Below are 15119 nucleotides of genomic sequence, written 5' to 3'. Positions count from 1 at the left end.
CCGGACGCTTCGCCCCAACTGGGAGGCCAGCCGGGAAGCCAGCCCGGCCACCTCTCCTGGCCCGAGGCCGGGCCGGAGGCAGGCGCAATGCCCGAGGCAGCCCCGGACGCCGCGCCTCTTCCTCGGGAGCCCCGCCCCGCCCCGGAACGCAGCGTCGTGCTCGTGGGCATGCCCGGCGCCGGCAAGTCCGCGATCGGCCGCCGCCTGGCCGCGCGCCTGGGCCTGCCCTTCCTGGATGCCGACACGGAAATTGAGAACGCCGCGGGCATGTCGGTTGCCGAGATCTTCGCCCGCTACGGCGAGGCGCATTTCCGCGACGGCGAGCGCCGCGTCATCTCCCGCATCGCCGCCGGTCCGCCCGTGGTGCTAGCCACCGGCGGCGGCGCCTATGCCGATGCCCGCACCCGCCGCGCCCTGCGGGATGCAGGCGCCCTCACCCTCTGGCTGCGCGCCGAAATCCCCGTGCTGAAGCGCCGCATCGCCGGTCGCAGCAATCGTCCGCTCTTCATCGGGCGGGACCCGGAGGAGGTGCTGCGCGGCCTGATGGCAGCCCGTAACCCCTTCTATGCCGAGGCCGACCTGTCGCTCGACTGCGGCGAGGACACGCCGGAGGTGACGACCGTGCGCGCCGAACGCGCCATCGCCGGCTGGCGCCGCCCGGCCCGCCTGCCCGTCGCTCTTTCGGCCAATCCCTATGAGGTGGTGGTGGGCAGCGGGTTGCTGGCACGCGCGGGCGGGCTTCTGTCCGCGCATCTGCCCTCCCGCCGCGTCGCCATCGTTTCGGACAGTGTGGTCGCCGCGCTGCACGGCCCCCGGCTGCGCGCTGGGCTGGAGGAGGGCGGCTTTGAGATCCGGGCCGAGCTCGCGGTGCCGCCCGGCGAGGGGTCCAAGCGCCTTTCCATGCTGGAAACGGTGCTGGAAGGCCTGCTGGCGGCCGGTACGGATCGCGGCACCGCCGTCATCGCCCTCGGCGGTGGGGTGGTGGGAGACCTTGCCGGCTTTGCCGCCGCGGTGGCGCTGCGCGGCCTTCCCTTCGTGCAGATGCCGACCACGCTGCTGGCCCAGGTGGACAGCTCGGTCGGCGGCAAGACCGGGGTGAACCTCGCCGCCGGCAAGAACCTGGCCGGGGCCTTCCACCAGCCGCGCATCGTGCTGGCCGATACCGACACCCTCCTCACCCTTCCCGCGCGGGAGCTGCGCGCCGGTTGGGGAGAGGTGGCGAAGCACGGCCTGCTCCAGGGCCCGCTCTGGGAGTGGTGCGAGGCGAACGGCCCCGCCGCCATGGCCGGCGACCCGGACGCACTTCGCCATGCGGTGCTGGAATCCTGCCGGTTGAAGGCCTCCGTGGTGGTCGCCGACGAGCGGGAGGAGGCGCCCGAGGGCGGCCGGGCCCTGCTCAATCTGGGCCACACCTTTGCTCATGCGCTGGAGGCCGAGTGCGGCTATGACGGCACGCTGCTGCATGGCGAAGCGGTGGCCGTGGGGCTGGGCCTCGCGGCGTCCCTCTCCGCGCGCCTTGGCCATTGCGCCCAGGAATGGCCGGGGCGGGTGATGGAGCATCTGCAGGCCGTGGGCCTGCCCGCGCGGATCGGGGACCTGCCGCGGGGCTTCTCGGCCGAGGCGTTGATCGGGCGGATGCGCAAGGACAAGAAGGTGCGGGACGGCGCGATGCGCTTCGTGCTGCTCTGCGGCGCCGGTGGAGCCTTCACCACCGCCGACGTGCCGCCCGCCGCCGTTGAGGCGCTGCTGCGGGACGAAGGGGCAGTTTGAGACGGCGCTGGCCCAAGCGGGCCGCGCGCCCTATCTTGCACCGCACCATGCCGCTCTCCCCTCCCGCCTCCCGGGAAACCCTCCACCGGCGCCTCATCGACATGCACGGCTATCGCCGCGCGGACGGGCTGTTCGACATCGAGGGCCACCTTGAGGACACGAAGACCTACCCCTTCGGGAATCTCGACCGCGGCACGATCGAGCCGGGTGTCCCCCTGCACGGCATGTGGCTGCGCCTGACGGTGGACGAGGACCTGGTGATCGTGGCCTGCGAGGCCGCGACCGACTTCTCCCCCTATTCCATCTGCCCCCAGGCCGCACCGAACTTCTCGGCGCTGGAAGGGGTACGCATCGGCCCCGGCTTCACCCGCGCGGTGAAGGAGCGCGTCGGCGGCGTGCACGGCTGCACGCATCTGCGCGAGATGCTGGCCCAGATGGCCACGGTCGCCTTCCAGACGATCTATCCCGTCCGTCGCAAGAAGGAGGCGGAGGATCCCGCCGCCGCCGAGGCCGCGCGCAACCGCATGGTGGGCACCTGCCTCGCCTATGCGCCGGACAGCCCGATCGTGACCGAGCGCTGGGGCCGCGCCGAACCGGGCTGACGCCTAGCGCCCCCGCAGCGCCTTGATCCAGCCCGGGACGATGCGGCTGGCCCTGCCCTCCTCCTGCTGCGCCCGGCGCAAACCCTCCTCCGCCTCCACCCCGCCGCCGAGCTGCTGGGCGGCGGCATAGGCCTGCGCCGCCTGGGCGAAGCGGCCCAGCACCATCAGCGCCGCAGCCCATTGCAGCCGGGCCGCCGGATCGGAGGGCCGTAGCCGCGCCCCCTCCCGCCCTGCCGCTTCGCCGCCCGCCTTGTCCCCGGCCCGCAGCCGGGCCAGCGAAAGGCCGACCCAGGCCCAGCCCTCTCCCGGATCCAGCGTCACCGCCATTTCCAGCGCGGCGCGGCCGCTCTCCAGCTGGCCCTCCACCAGGCGGAGATGCCCGAGTTGGACCAGCAGCACCGCCTGCGGGCCGACCGCGGCGAGGCCGGCCTCGGCCACCGCCAGCGCCTCCCGCCGATGACCGGCGGCGGCCATCTGGTTGCACAGGTCGGTCCAGGCCCCGGCATCCAGCCCGCCGAGCGCGGCGAGCGGGCCCAGCACCGCCTCGGTCGCCGAGGGCTTCGCGCGCATCGCCTCCGCCAGCGCCTCGGCGACATGGGTGGGCCGCAACCCGGCCGCCACGGCGCGGCCGAGCAGCACGGTCCCCGGCCCCTGCCGCCCGCGCGTGACGAGCGCGGCGCCGAAGCCGGCCTGCCAGAAGGGGGAGGCATGGCGCCGGTCCCGCAGCACCCGGCGAAGCGGCGCGGCATCGTCCGTCAGCACGGAGCGCAGCGCGGTCTCCATCACCACCCGGTCGTTCAGGAGCTGGATGGGATTGTGGTTCATCCAGGGCGTGTGGATCACCCTCGCGCCCAGCACCTCCATCAGCCGCGCATGGGCGGAGTCCTCGGGGTGATGCATGTCGGCCAGGATCCAGGACCGCGTCGGCGCGTCACCCGCCCGCACCATCATGTCGGCATCCCGTGCCGGGTCATGATAGGCGCGGAACCTGGAATCCCAGGGCACGTCGGCCGGCAGGATCGAGACCTGGGGCGAGACCGCGAATGCGTTGTCCAGCCCCAGCATTCGGCCGTGCCGCAGCACCGCATGCGCGCCCATGCTGTAGCCATAGCCGATGGCCGCGCCATCAGGCGGACGCATCGCCTCCAACCTCGCGCGCACCACTCCCGCCGCGGCCTCGACGGATGGCGCCGGGAACCAGTTCGGACGCCGCGCCACGAAGCCGATCGCGGGCCAGCCCATGGCGGTAGCCAGGGCAGACGCCCAGAAGCCCGGCTCCTCCGGCCGATTTGCCAGATGCCCGAAGCTGACGAGCACGGGCATGCCGGGCTGGCCGGGTTGGGCGCGGACGACCATCTCGGCGTCCTCGAACAGGGTCTCGGTGCCCATCAGCCCCTACCCCCTACGCGATGCGCGGCGGCTCACGCCTCGCCGGGGGCGCGAAGTTCCAGCGCCAGTGCGTGCAGGCCGCCACCGAACTCCTCGGCCAGTGCGGCATGGACGGCGCGGGACCGCGCGAGCCGCGTCATCCCCGCGAAGCCCGGTGCGACAACGCGCACGGTGTAATGTGTCTCGCCGCCCGGCCGGGCGCCGGAATGGCCGGCATGAAGCCCGCTGTCGTCCCGCACCTCCACCACCCCGCCGGGGAAGGCGTGGAGAAGTGTGGCGCGGAGCCGGCCGGCGCGCGTGGTCAGATCGGGTGCGTCCATATCAAGAGGCTTTTCCATGTGTTGCGGGCAGGTGTGAAGGGACGTTTCGTGCCTTGCCGCCGGCGGCGCGTGCGATCATAAGGTCCACACCATGGCCCGACGCGGCGCAACACCCCTCCGATCCACCGTCCCCCCCGGCAGCTCCATGCGGACCTGCGAGGCCCCCGGCTGCGAAGCCCCCGGCGAGTTCCGGGCGCCGCGCGACCGCTCGCGCCTCAGGGACTACTATCATTTCTGCCTGGAACATGTTCGGGCCTACAACCAGGCCTGGGATTTCTACCGCGGCATGACCCCGGAAGAGATCGAGCAGAACCTGCGCGAGGACTCTGTCGGGCAGCGCCCAACCTGGCCCCTGGGCAGGTTGGGTGGGCAGGCCCATATCGGTCCTGAAGGGCTGCGCGACCCGCTCGGCCTCTTCGCCGATACCAAGCCGACCCCGAAGAAGACCGCAAGGGAGGCGCCGCCGGAGTTGCGCGCCGCCCTCGATGTCCTCGGCCTCGGCTGGCCCATCGACGAGGACGGGCTTCGCGCCCGCTACAAGGATCTCGCCAAGCGCTACCACCCGGATGCGAATGGCGGGGACAAATCCTCGGAGGAGCGGTTGAAGGACATCAACCGCGCCTACAGCCTTATCCGCAAGCGTCTCGCGACGCTGTCGCAGCAGCAGAAGGCGGCCTGACCCCGAGAGGTACGCCGCCCCAACACCTCTTCACGGAACCGGACCCGCCCATGAACAAGGTCGCCAGCATCGCCGAGAGCCGCCCCGCCATGACCTCGGCCATCGACCAGCCCGATGTGCAGATTTCTGTTCGCGAGGCCTTCGGCATCGAGAGCGACATGACGGTGCCCGGCTTCTCGGTTCGCACCGAGCATGTGCCGGAGGTGGACAGCACCTATCGCTTCGACCGCGACACCACACTCGCCATTCTCGCCGGCTTCGCCTTCAACCGCCGCGTGATGGTCCAGGGCTATCATGGCACGGGCAAGTCCACGCATATCGAGCAGGTCGCCGCCCGCCTGAACTGGCCCTGCCTTCGCGTGAACCTCGACAGCCACATCAGCCGCATCGACCTGGTGGGCAAGGACGCCATCGTCCTCAAGGAAGGCAAGCAGATCACCGAGTTCAAGGAAGGCATCCTTCCCTGGGCGCTGCAGCACCCCTGCGCCATGGTGTTCGACGAGTACGACGCCGGCCGCCCGGACGTGATGTTCGTGATCCAGCGCGTGCTCGAGGTGGAGGGCAAGCTGACGCTGCTCGACCAGAACCGCGTGATCCGCCCGCACCCCGCCTTCCGCCTCTTCGCCACCGCCAACACGGTGGGCCTCGGCGACACGACCGGCCTCTATCACGGCACCCAGCAGATCAATCAGGGCCAGATGGACCGCTGGAACATCGTGGCCACCCTGAACTATCTGCCGCACGCGCAGGAGACCGGGATCGTGGCTGCCAAGATGGGCATCGCCGACAGCGACACAAAGGCGCGCAAGCAGATCGAGGCGATGGTCGCGCTCGCCGACCTGACCCGCGCGGGTTTCATTGCCGGCGACATCTCCACCGTCATGTCGCCGCGCACGGTCATCACCTGGGCCGAGAACGCGAAGATTTTCGGCGATGTCGGCTTCGCCTTCCGTCTCTCCTTCCTCAACAAGTGCGACGAGGCGGAGCGGTCCACGGTGGCCGAGTACTACCAGCGCTGCTTCAACGAGGAGATCCCGACGGGTCTCTACGTGAAGCGCTGATCCGCGAGAGCGGTAGCCCAATCAGAGAGGTCGCCCAGGCATGACGGCGCGCTTCCTTCTCCACCACGCGCCGGGCACCCGCTCCGCTGGCAGCCTCTGGCTGCTGGAGGAGGCAGGGGCGGACTACGAACTGGCCTGGCACAATCCCGAAGCCGGCACGCATAAGGCGGCCGACTACCTGGCGCTCAACCCGGCCGGGAAGCTGCCCGCCCTGGTCGATCGCGGCCCTTCCGGCGACTGGACGGGCGTGGTGGTGACGGAGGCCGCGGCGATCGCCGCCTATGTCGCCGACACCCTGCCCGAAGCGCAGCTTGCCCCTCCGGTCGGCACCCCTGCCCGGGCAGCCTACGCCTTTTGGATGGCCTACGGCCCGGGCGTGCTGGAGCCTGCAATGGCCGATTTGGCCTTCCCGCGCGCCAAGGAGGCCCCGGCCCGCGCCATCGGCTGGCCGAGCTTTCCAGATGCGGTCGCGCGCGTGGAATCCGCGCTCGGCAACGCCCCCTGGCTGACCGGCGCGCAGTTCACCGCGGCCGACGTCACTGTCGGCGGGCTGATCGCCTATATCGTGGGCTGGGGCATGCTCCAGCCCGGCCCGAACACCGCCCGCCTTCTCGCCGCCATCGAGGCCCGCCCCGCCCGGCAGGCCGCCATCCGCAAGGGAGCCGCAGCAGCATGAGCGGCAGCAACAAGGACACCACCCGGCAGGAGGAGTTCAAGCGCGCCACCGCCGGCACGCTGCGCGCCATGGCGCGCTCCTCCGACGTGCAGGTCGCCTTCCAGCCCGGCCCCTCGGGCCTTGCCGGGAAGCGCGCACGCCTGCCGCTGCCCACCCGCGCCCTGCCGCCCGCCGAGATGGCGAAGCTGCGCGGCGCCGCCGATTCAGTGGCACTGAAGCTGCGCCACCATGACGAGGCGACGCATGCCGCCCGCACCCCCGGCCGGCGCGAAGCCAAGGAGGTGTTCGACGCGCTGGAGCAGGCCCGCGTGGAGGCCGTTGGCGGCCGCCACATGGCGGGCGTCGCCGCCAATCTTCGTGCCCGGCAGAGCGAGCAGGCCGAGGCGGAGGGTTATGATCGCATGACCCGCAAGGACCAGCTGCCGCTCACCGCGGCGCTGTCCCTGCTCGCGCGCGAGCGCCTGACCGGCGAGCCCGTGCCCGACGCCGCGCGCCGCGTGGTGGACCTGTGGCGCGATACGCTCGGCCCCCGCGCCGACGACGCGTTGGCCGAGATGGCGACCAATGCCGGGGACCAGGACGCCTTCGGCCGCGCCTCCCGCAAGCTGCTGGCCGCGCTGGACCTGGCCGAGGCCGAGGTGGAGGCGGAATCGGAGGAGTCCCAGGACCAGGAGGACGAGGGAAGCGAGACCTCCGGCGCCCAGGACCAGCAGGGCGAGGGCGAGAGCAAGCCCCAGGAATCCGAGAGCCTGATGGGCGCCCAGCCCGAGCAGACCGAGGGCCAGGCCGGCGACGAGGAAGCCGGTGAGGACGAGGAGGATGACGGCGCCGCCGCCGAGGGCGAGGACCGCCCGGGCGGCCCGCAGCAGCGGAAGGAGGTGCCCGTCACGGACGACGCCTCCGCCTACCGCGCCTATATTCGCCAGTTCGACGAGGAGATCTCGGCCGACGACCTCTGCGACGCGGAGGAGCTGTCCCGCCTGCGCCAGCAGCTGGACCAGCAGCTCTCCCACTTGCAGGGCGTCGTCTCCAAGCTCGCCAACCGCCTGCAGCGCCGGCTGCTGGCGCAGCAGCAGCGCGCCTGGGAGTTTGACCTGGAGGAGGGCACGCTGGACGCCGCCCGGCTGGCGCGCATCGTGGTCAACCCGATGCTCTCGCTCTCCTACAAGCGCGAGCGCGAGGCCGACTTCCGTGACACCGTCGTGACGCTGCTGATCGACAATTCCGGTTCCATGCGCGGGCGCCCGATCACGGTGGCCGCCATGTGCTGCGACATTCTCGCTCGCACGCTGGAGCGCTGCGCGGTGAAAGTGGAGATCCTGGGCTTCACCACCCGCGCCTGGAAGGGCGGCCAGTCGCGCGAGCGCTGGGTTCAGGATGGCAAGCCGCGCAACCCCGGCCGGCTGAACGATCTGCGCCACGTCGTCTACAAGTCTGCCGACGCCCCCTGGCGCCGCGCGCGCAAGAATCTCGGGCTGATGCTGCGCGAGGGTCTCCTGAAGGAGAACATCGACGGCGAGGCGCTGGAATGGGCCTATCGCCGCCTGCTCTCGCGCCCCGAGAAGCGGCGCATCATGATGGTGATCTCCGACGGCGCGCCGGTGGATGATTCCACCCTGTCGGTGAACCCGGGCAACTACCTGGAGCGCCATCTGCGCAAGGTCATCACCGATATCGAGGGGCGCGACATCGTCGAGCTGATTGCCATCGGCATCGGCCATGACGTCACCCGCTACTACCGCCGAGCCGTCACCATCGTGGATGCCGAGGAGCTGGGTGGCACGATGATGAAGAAGCTCGCCGAGCTGTTCGACGAGGACGCGGCCATGGCCTGGCAGCGCGCCGCCTCGGAGCGGGCGCCGGTGATGGTGTGAGGCCAGCGGGTGCGCGGCCGGGGGCGGTCATGGTCCTCGCATCGCGCGCCCGGCCTTCTCTTCCACGCGCGTGAAAGGCCTGCGCCGCCGCAGCCTGGGTCGGCGCGCGGCCTTCGCCACGCTCCTGGGCGCCACCGCCTGCCAGCGCCCGGGCCCACTTGCCCTGCCGGTGTCGATGCCGGAATTGCCTGCTGCGCCGCTGTCCGGCGGCACGGCGCTTCGCCCGCTCGGGGTGCTCGAGATCGACACCGCCCGCTTTGGGGCGGATGGCCTCTCGGGCCTGCATATCGCGCACGACCTGACCCTCACCGCTATTTCCGACCGCGGCCGCTGGGGCCAGGCAAGGCTCGTCCTGGCGCCGGATGGCACGCCGCTTGGGCTGGAACCGCTCCGCGCCGGCACGCTGTGTGATCCCGTCGGCCGTCCCCTGCCGCGCAATCTTGTCAGTGATGCCGAATCCCTCGCGCGGCAGACCGACGGTTCCTGGCTTATCGGCTTCGAGCGCAACCACAGGATCTGGCGCTACCCCACGCTGGACGCCCCCGCAGAGCCCGTCATCGCTCCGGCGGAACTGGCACTGGCACCGGGCAATGGCGGGCTGGAATCCTTGGCCGTGCTGGCGGATGGGCGCTGGCTTGCCATCGCGGAAAGCCAACGGCCGGCGGGTGAGCCGGCCGCACGGATAGCTTGGCTTCGCGGCCCGTCCGGTTGGCGCCGACTGGCCTATCAGCCGGCGCCAGGGTTCGACCCGAGTGACCTCTGCCCCCTGCCGGATGGCGGTGCTCTGGTGCTGGAGCGGCATTTCACGCTGCTGGGCGGCTTCGCGTCCCGGATCGTCCGGCTGCCGCCCATTGCCCAGGACGCCACGCGGCTGGCCGGCAAGGAAGTGGCCCGGCTAGCCCCGCCCCTGCCCACCGACAACTGGGAGGGGATCAGCGCCTTCGGCCATGGCGGCCGCGGGCTGGTGGCCGTGGTGTCTGACGACAACCAGCTCATCCTTCAGCGCACGCTGCTGATGATCCTCGGCGAGGTTGAGCCCGAGGCAGTTCAGGCCGCCAGCTGATCCTCCAGCACCCGCGCGCGGGGCAGGGTGAGCCAGGTGCGGGCGCCAATGCCAGGCACCGCCTCCAGCGTCAGCTCGCCACCATGCGCACGGATCAGTTCCCGCGCTGCCGACAGGCCGAGGGAGAGGCCGCGGGTGCCCTCCCCGCCCGCGAGATCGCCGCCGGGCAGGCCAGCGCCGTCATCCTCGATGACCAGGGCCACGGTTTCGGCCGCGCGGACAATCCGGAGGGCAATTCGGTCGCCCCCCCGCGTCTCGCGGGCTGCCCGGGCGAGGGATTGGGCCAGCACGCGGCAGAGCGCACGGCGGTCGGCCACGAGGACCAACGCCTCGGCCTCCGGCGAGACCTGCCAGTGGCGTGCCCCCTCCCCCATGGGCAGGGCGACACTGCCGATCGCCTCCCGCAGCAGGGGGCCGAGGGGGACGCGCTCCTCCTTCAGGGCGCGGGGGCCGGGATGGGTGGTGACATGGTCCGCAACCTCATCGGCGAGGGTGAGCAGCCGGCGCCCCTCCAACTCGATGCCGGAGGCGAGATCCGCGGGCAGGCGCGATGCAAGGCCGAGCAGGCCAAGGCCGGGCGTTTCGAGTTCCCGCACCACTAGTCCGAGGGATCGCGACTGGGCGCCGAGCCGCAGCTCGGCCTGCGCCGCGCGGGCTTCGGCTGTCTCAGCACGCTCCCGCTGCCACCAAGCGGCCAGGGCGAGGAAGGCAGCCGACGCGGTGGCGACCACGGTGGCGGGGATGAGGAGGGAAATCTCCATCCGCGCAAACTGACAGCTCCAGGCTGCCGAAAGGTGAATGCGCAGCGCCCAAACATGACGATGGCGCGAGGAGAGGCTCCTCGCGCCATCAAAATCCGGTCTGCCCCGGGGGCAGAGGCGGTTGGGGTGCCCTCAGGCGGCCGCCTTCTTCGCCTGCGCCTTCTCGATCCGGCGCTTCAGCACCTTCGCCTCAATCGTCAGGGCGCGGTCGGGGGTGCCGAGCAGAAAGGAGTCGAGGCCGCCATTGTGCTCCACGGTGCGGATGCCGCGGGTGGAAAGGCGGAGCTGGATCGAGGAACCGAGCACGTCCGAGAAGAAGGAGGTGTGCTGGAGGTTCGGCAGGAAGCGCCGGCGGGTCTTGTTGTTGGCGTGGCTGACGTTGTTGCCCGTCAGGACGCCCTTGCCGGTGATGCCGCAGCGGCGGGCCATGGTGGAAACCCCTGGGTGGTTCGGCCGCGCGTCCACGCCCCTTCTGGGGCCCCTTCCGGGAAGGATCGTCGCGGGCACGGGTTGCTGGTCTGATAGGAAGCGCGGCGTATGGCGTCCGCGCCGCCCGGAGTCAAGCGGGAGAGGGGTGCGGCAGGCCCTTCCGGCGCGTCAGGACGGGCGAGGCGGCTCGACCGGCTGGCGCCGCATCTCGTCCAGCTCACCGTTCTCCACCGAGGAGAGGGCGCTGCGGAGGACGCGGGCGATGGACTCGTCATCCATGCTGCGCGCCATCAGGGCCAGCGCGCCGCCCAGAAAGGCGGAGGCGATGGAAATGGGCGCGATGCCCTGCTCGGTCATGTACTCGATCGCCTTGTCGGTCACCGAGCCGGCATGGCTCAGGTCGTCCGGGGCGGCGCCTTGCGGGTCCAGGGACATTCCCAGGGCCTCCTCTCTTTGAAGAACGGCAGAAAATCCTGACCCCAGATGGTCAGGCCGGAGCGGTAGCGGAAGCCCCCCGGGCAGCGGCGCCATCCAGCGCCTCCTGCGGCAGGGTGGCATCCGAGGTTCCGTCGGGGGCCGGAGCCGTGCTCGTGCCCGGCAGCGGCGAGATGTCCCGCGCCGCCGCAGCGGCCTCGGCCAGCGCCACGGCCTGGGCCTGGCGGCGCCACATGCTGGCATAGATGCCCTCGGCGGCCACCAGTTCGGCATGGGTGCCGCGCTCGGCGATGTTGCCGTCCGCCAGCACGATAATCTCGTCCGCCTCCACCACGGTGGAGAGTCGGTGCGCGATCACCAACGTCGTCCGCCCGCGGGAAACACCGCGGAGCGCGGACTGGATTTCCTGCTCGGTGCGGGTGTCCAGCGCGCTCGTCGCCTCATCCAGGATGAGGATGCGCGGGTCCTTCAGGATGGTGCGCGCGATCGCCACGCGCTGCTTCTCGCCGCCCGAGAGCTTGAGGCCGCGCTCGCCGACGCGGGTCTTGTAGCCCTCCGGCAGGCGCATCACGAAGTCATGCACCTGGGCGAGCTTGGAGGCCTGGATCACCTCCTCCTCGGAGGCGTCGGGGCGGCCATAGGCGATGTTGTAGAGGATGGTGTCGTTGAACAGCACCGTGTCCTGCGGCACCACGCCGATGGCGGCGCGCACGCTCTCCTGCGTCACGTCGCGGATATCGGCGCCGTCGATCCGCACCCGCCCGTCCCACACGTCGTAGAAGCGGAACATCAGGCGGGAGATGGTGGACTTGCCCGCGCCCGTCGGACCGACGATGGCGAGCATCTTTCCGGGCGGCACGGCGAAGGAGACGCCGTGCAGGATCTCCCGGTTGCGACCATAGCCGAAGCGCACATTCTCGAAGGCAACCGCGCCGGGGCCGGCGGGCAGCGCCGGTGCGCCGGGCTTGTCCGCCACCTCGCGCGATTCGCGCATGAGGGTGAACATTGCCTCCATATCCACCAGCCCCTGCTTCATCTCGCGATAGACGAAGCCCAGGAAGTTCAGCGGCAGGTAGAGCTGGATGAGATAGGTGTTCACCAGCACGAAGTCGCCGACCGTCATCCGGCCCGCGGCCACGCCCTGGGCCGCCATCAGCATCACCACCGTCAGCCCCGCCGCGATAATCGCGGCCTGGCCCATGTTGAGGAAGTTCAGCGACACCTCGGACTGGGTGTAGGCGCGCTCATACCGCTCGAGCGAGTTGTCGTAGCGACGCTCCTCGTGCCGCTCATTGCCGAAATACTTGACAGTCTCGTAATTCAGCAGGCTGTCGATCGCCTTGGTGTTCGCCTCCTGGTCGGTGTCGTTCATCTGGCGGCGGAAGCGCAGGCGCCAGTTGGTGAAGACGAGGGTGAAGGCGACGTAGAGCGCGATGGTGCCGAGCGTGACCAGCGCGAAGGACAGGCTGAACATCCGCCACAGGATCACCGCGACCAGCAGGATCTCGAAGATGGTCGGGATGATGTTGAACAGCATGAAGTCGAGGACGAAGTTGATCCCCCGCGTACCCCGCTCGATGATTCGGGACACGCCGCCGGTCTGGCGATCAAGGTGGAAGCGCAGGGACAGCGCGTGCAGATGGGTGAAGACCTGCAGCGCGATCCGGCGCGCGGCGCGGGCCTGCACCTTGGTGAAGACCGCGTCGCGCAGCTCCCCGAAGGCCGAGGAGGCGACGCGCAGCAGGCCGTAGCCGACCACCAGCGCCACTGGCACCATCAGCACAGCCGCGGCAGAACCGGCGCCCTCCCCCAGCCGCGGGGTCAGCGCATCGACGGCGCGGGCATAGGCAACGGGCACCAGCACATTGGCGATCTTGGCCGCGACGAGGAACAGCAGCGCGATGACGACGCGGACGCGCAGCCCCGTCTCGCCCTTCGGCCAAAGATAGGGGGCGAGGCTCCGCAGCGTGGCGAAGGTGCCGCGGGGCGCCGCCGGGATGGCACCGGGTTGGTCGCCGGATGGGGCGCCGGCTTGGGCATTGGGTTGGGCGGGGGGCACGCGGGAACTCCGGGGCAGGGCCCGCGCATCCGTGCGCGGGACCCAGAGGGCCGGCGCCGGGGCGGGTCCGGAATGGGAATGCCGCCCGGGCGGGCGGCGCGCCACCCCGGTCGGGGCAGCCTCAGGTTGCCAGATGGGGCCTTTGCGGCCCTGGCGCCACCCGGGCCGCCGCATGGCCGGGATGCTGCGGCGCACAAGCCATGAAACCGCTTGGCCGGGGGTGTCGCGCGCCGCGCAGCGGGGCAGGATAGGCACATGAATCCCTTCGCCCGGCACATCGCCGCTTGCAACAACCTTCCCTCCCCCGCCGGCTACCTGCCCTTCCGAATCGGGGCTGACCAAGTGGGTTGGCTCGAGCCCGACGCCGCCCGCGCCCTCACCTTCCTGCCGCGTGTCGTGCATTTCGGCCCGGAGGGCGTGTCGCTGGCCACCAGCCTGCGCGGCCCCGCGGCCCGTGGCGCGGCGATGGCCGAGATCGCCCGCGCCCTCGCCCGGGCCGGGTTTGGCCGCATCCGGGGCGAGGAGTTCGACATCCGCGCGACGCCGGAGGGCCCCGTCCTCGCCACCGTGGACCGCGGCGTGCTGCCGGCGCTGGGCATCATGAGCCAGGGCGTGCACTTGAACGGCCTCGTCCGCAGGCCCCCGGGACCGGATGGCGGGCTACATCTCTGGGTGGGCTGGCGCGCGAAGGACAAGGCGGTCGCGCCCGGGCAGATGGATAACGTGGTCGCCGGCGGCATCCCCGCCGGGCTGACGCCCGAGCGCTGCCTGGCCAAGGAGGCGGAGGAGGAGGCCTCCCTCCCCGCCACCCTGGCGCTGAAGGCCCGCCCGGTCGGTCGCGTCTCCTACATCATGAAGACAGAGGAGGGGATGCGGCGAGACCTGCTGCATCTCTACGATCTCGACATGCCCGAGGACGTCATCCCCCGCCCGAATGATGACGAGGTGGAGCGCTTTGAACTTTGGCCGATTGCCCGCGTGCTGGAGGCGGTGCGGGATTCGGAGACGGTGAAGTTCAACGTCAACCTCGTGCTGCTCGACCTCTTCCTGCGCGAAGGGCTGGTCGAGGACCCCGACGGCTCGCTGCGGGCCGGGCTGGAACAGCTGGCGTGACGCTGGAACTGGACCACCTCGTCATCACCGCGCCGAGCCTGGTGGAGGGGGTGGCCCATGTGCGGGACAGCTTGGGGCTGGAGATGGGCCCGGGTGGCGCACATCCCGAGATGGGCACTCATAACCGCCTGCTGCGTCTGGGCGATGGCGCCTTCCTGGAAGTGATCGCCGTCGGCCCGGCGGCTCCCTCCCCCGCGCGGCCGCGCTGGTTCGGGCTGGACGATGAGGAGGCGCTGCGGGCGGATTGGGCGACGGGGCGGCGGATGCGGGCCTGGGTGGCGCGAACGGGGGATCTCGGGACGCTGCTGGAACGGCATGGGGCGCTGCTGGGCGAGGCGGCCTCGGTCTCGCGAGGCGACCGGCGCTGGCACTTCGCCGTGCGGCCCGATGGTTTGCCGCCGGCGGGGGGTGCCGTGCCTTGCGTGATCGACTGGGGCCCGCGGGGCTGCCCGGCACCGGCCATGCCGGAATCAGACGCGCGGCTGGCCTCCTTCACCGTGGAGCATCCCGATGCCGAAGCGATCGGCAGCCTGTTCCGGCAGATCGGACTGGTTGACCCGCCGACCCTGCGCACCGGCCCCGTCCCGCGGCTCGAGGCCGTGATCGACACACCCTCGGGGCCGCGGGTGCTGCGCTAGCCGGCTCAGCCCGTACCGGATTCGGTGGTCTTGTCGCTCTCGGCGAGCTTGCGCAACTCGTCCGAGGTGAGGCCGGCGGGGATGGAGCCGCTCAGCGAGCCGTCGCCCGCATCCTCATGCGCCTTGTCGGTGGGGGCACCGCCCTCGGTATGGGACGCGTCGCCGGCCGAGGGTTCAGGGCCTGGCTTGGTCTTGTCGGTGTCGCTCATCATGAACCTCCTGCGCCTGCGATGCTTCAGCAACGCGTGGG

16 protein-coding genes are annotated in these 15119 nt (G+C 71.2%); 9 read left to right on the top strand and 7 right to left on the bottom strand.

Annotated features, from left to right (window positions below):
- The first annotated feature begins 87 nt into the window (after window positions 1-87).
- On the top strand, window positions 88-1770 hold the full coding sequence (gene aroB / locus ACVBD7_RS01100; RefSeq protein WP_458095679.1) for a 3-dehydroquinate synthase: 1683 nt from the start codon (window positions 88-90) through the stop codon (window positions 1768-1770).
- A 47-nt stretch (window positions 1771-1817) separates the two neighbouring features.
- Window positions 1818-2372 (top strand): DUF2889 domain-containing protein, encoded by a 555-nt coding sequence (locus ACVBD7_RS01095; protein WP_458095678.1) that lies wholly within the window; start codon window positions 1818-1820, stop codon window positions 2370-2372.
- Window positions 2373-2375: 3 nt separating this feature from the next.
- On the opposite strand, the gene ACVBD7_RS01090 is transcribed toward ACVBD7_RS01095, so the two are convergent.
- Window positions 2376-3761 carry a hypothetical protein gene (locus tag ACVBD7_RS01090; protein ID WP_458095677.1) on the bottom strand — a complete coding sequence of 462 codons (1386 nt, stop codon included), beginning with the start codon at window positions 3759-3761 and terminating at the stop codon, window positions 2376-2378.
- A 32-nt stretch (window positions 3762-3793) separates the two neighbouring features.
- Entirely contained in the window at window positions 3794-4081 is a 288-nt protein-coding gene (locus ACVBD7_RS01085) for a BolA family protein (RefSeq protein WP_458095676.1), read from the bottom strand.
- Window positions 4082-4226: 145 nt separating this feature from the next.
- Here ACVBD7_RS01085 and ACVBD7_RS01080 point away from each other — a divergent pair, with 145 nt between their 5' ends.
- From ACVBD7_RS01080 to ACVBD7_RS01060, 5 genes are all read left to right on the top strand, one after another.
- Entirely contained in the window at window positions 4227-4760 is a 534-nt protein-coding gene (locus ACVBD7_RS01080) for a J domain-containing protein (RefSeq protein ID WP_458095675.1), read from the top strand.
- 50 nt (window positions 4761-4810) lie between these two features.
- Window positions 4811-5821 carry a cobaltochelatase subunit CobS gene (gene cobS, locus ACVBD7_RS01075; protein WP_458095674.1) on the top strand — a complete coding sequence of 337 codons (1011 nt, stop codon included), beginning with the start codon at window positions 4811-4813 and terminating at the stop codon, window positions 5819-5821.
- A gap of 40 nt (window positions 5822-5861) precedes the next feature.
- Window positions 5862-6497 carry a glutathione S-transferase family protein gene (locus tag ACVBD7_RS01070; protein WP_458095673.1) on the top strand — a complete coding sequence of 212 codons (636 nt, stop codon included), beginning with the start codon at window positions 5862-5864 and terminating at the stop codon, window positions 6495-6497.
- Window positions 6494-8371: a cobaltochelatase subunit CobT gene (cobT, locus tag ACVBD7_RS01065; RefSeq protein ID WP_458095672.1), complete on the top strand. Its 1878-nt coding sequence runs from the start codon at window positions 6494-6496 to the stop codon at window positions 8369-8371. Before ACVBD7_RS01070 ends, cobT begins: the two co-directional genes overlap by 4 nt.
- A 70-nt stretch (window positions 8372-8441) precedes the next feature.
- Window positions 8442-9434, top strand: a complete 993-nt coding sequence (locus ACVBD7_RS01060; RefSeq protein WP_458095671.1) for an esterase-like activity of phytase family protein — start codon at window positions 8442-8444, stop codon at window positions 9432-9434.
- On the opposite strand, the gene ACVBD7_RS01055 is transcribed toward ACVBD7_RS01060, so the two are convergent.
- From ACVBD7_RS01055 to ACVBD7_RS01040, 4 genes are all read right to left on the bottom strand, one after another.
- Window positions 9419-10195, bottom strand: coding sequence for a sensor histidine kinase (locus ACVBD7_RS01055; RefSeq protein ID WP_458095670.1), 777 nt, complete (start codon window positions 10193-10195; stop codon window positions 9419-9421). The genes ACVBD7_RS01060 and ACVBD7_RS01055 overlap by 16 nt on opposite strands.
- 132 nt (window positions 10196-10327) lie before the next feature.
- Complete coding sequence (gene rpmB, locus ACVBD7_RS01050; protein ID WP_458095669.1) at window positions 10328-10624, bottom strand: 50S ribosomal protein L28; 297 nt, start codon at window positions 10622-10624, stop codon at window positions 10328-10330.
- A 168-nt stretch (window positions 10625-10792) separates the two neighbouring features.
- The gene (locus ACVBD7_RS01045; protein WP_458095668.1) at window positions 10793-11059 is read right to left on the bottom strand and encodes a hypothetical protein; all 267 of its coding nucleotides are present in this window, start codon (window positions 11057-11059) and stop codon (window positions 10793-10795) included.
- A 52-nt stretch (window positions 11060-11111) separates the two neighbouring features.
- On the bottom strand, window positions 11112-13058 hold the full coding sequence (locus ACVBD7_RS01040; protein WP_458097611.1) for an ABCB family ABC transporter ATP-binding protein/permease: 1947 nt from the start codon (window positions 13056-13058) through the stop codon (window positions 11112-11114).
- 315 nt (window positions 13059-13373) lie between these two features.
- Between ACVBD7_RS01040 and ACVBD7_RS01035 the strand changes: the two genes are divergently transcribed.
- Together ACVBD7_RS01035 and ACVBD7_RS01030 are read left to right on the top strand one after the other, a co-directional pair.
- Window positions 13374-14231 carry a DUF4743 domain-containing protein gene (locus ACVBD7_RS01035; protein WP_458095667.1) on the top strand — a complete coding sequence of 286 codons (858 nt, stop codon included), beginning with the start codon at window positions 13374-13376 and terminating at the stop codon, window positions 14229-14231.
- Window positions 14228-14869 (top strand): VOC family protein, encoded by a 642-nt coding sequence (locus tag ACVBD7_RS01030; protein ID WP_458095666.1) that lies wholly within the window; start codon window positions 14228-14230, stop codon window positions 14867-14869. Before ACVBD7_RS01035 ends, ACVBD7_RS01030 begins: the two co-directional genes overlap by 4 nt.
- Window positions 14870-14874: 5 nt before the next feature.
- Here the strand turns inward: ACVBD7_RS01030 and ACVBD7_RS01025 are convergent, their stop codons facing one another.
- Window positions 14875-15078, bottom strand: coding sequence for a hypothetical protein (locus ACVBD7_RS01025; protein ID WP_458095665.1), 204 nt, complete (start codon window positions 15076-15078; stop codon window positions 14875-14877).
- Window positions 15079-15119 lie beyond the last annotated feature (41 nt).

This window comes from Roseomonas sp. WA12, from assembly GCF_054165765.1.
This window is presented reverse-complemented; position numbering and strand designations above follow the sequence as displayed.

What these genes read in the sequence shown, in the direction of transcription:
- aroB (WP_458095679.1), top strand. Translation starts at nt 88, where the DNA reads ATGCCCGAGGCAGCCCCGGACGCCGCGCCTCTTCCTCGGGAGCCCCGC.
- ACVBD7_RS01095 (WP_458095678.1), top strand. Translation starts at nt 1,818, where the DNA reads ATGCCGCTCTCCCCTCCCGCCTCCCGGGAAACCCTCCACCGGCGCCTC.
- ACVBD7_RS01090 (WP_458095677.1), bottom strand. Translation starts at nt 3,761, where the DNA reads ATGGGCACCGAGACCCTGTTCGAGGACGCCGAGATGGTCGTCCGCGCC.
- ACVBD7_RS01085 (WP_458095676.1), bottom strand. Translation starts at nt 4,081, where the DNA reads ATGGACGCACCCGATCTGACCACGCGCGCCGGCCGGCTCCGCGCCACA.
- ACVBD7_RS01080 (WP_458095675.1), top strand. Translation starts at nt 4,227, where the DNA reads ATGCGGACCTGCGAGGCCCCCGGCTGCGAAGCCCCCGGCGAGTTCCGG.
- cobS (WP_458095674.1), top strand. Translation starts at nt 4,811, where the DNA reads ATGAACAAGGTCGCCAGCATCGCCGAGAGCCGCCCCGCCATGACCTCG.
- ACVBD7_RS01070 (WP_458095673.1), top strand. Translation starts at nt 5,862, where the DNA reads ATGACGGCGCGCTTCCTTCTCCACCACGCGCCGGGCACCCGCTCCGCT.
- cobT (WP_458095672.1), top strand. Translation starts at nt 6,494, where the DNA reads ATGAGCGGCAGCAACAAGGACACCACCCGGCAGGAGGAGTTCAAGCGC.
- ACVBD7_RS01055 (WP_458095670.1), bottom strand. Translation starts at nt 10,195, where the DNA reads ATGGAGATTTCCCTCCTCATCCCCGCCACCGTGGTCGCCACCGCGTCG.
- rpmB (WP_458095669.1), bottom strand. Translation starts at nt 10,624, where the DNA reads ATGGCCCGCCGCTGCGGCATCACCGGCAAGGGCGTCCTGACGGGCAAC.
- ACVBD7_RS01045 (WP_458095668.1), bottom strand. Translation starts at nt 11,059, where the DNA reads ATGTCCCTGGACCCGCAAGGCGCCGCCCCGGACGACCTGAGCCATGCC.
- ACVBD7_RS01035 (WP_458095667.1), top strand. Translation starts at nt 13,374, where the DNA reads ATGAATCCCTTCGCCCGGCACATCGCCGCTTGCAACAACCTTCCCTCC.
- ACVBD7_RS01025 (WP_458095665.1), bottom strand. Translation starts at nt 15,078, where the DNA reads ATGAGCGACACCGACAAGACCAAGCCAGGCCCTGAACCCTCGGCCGGC.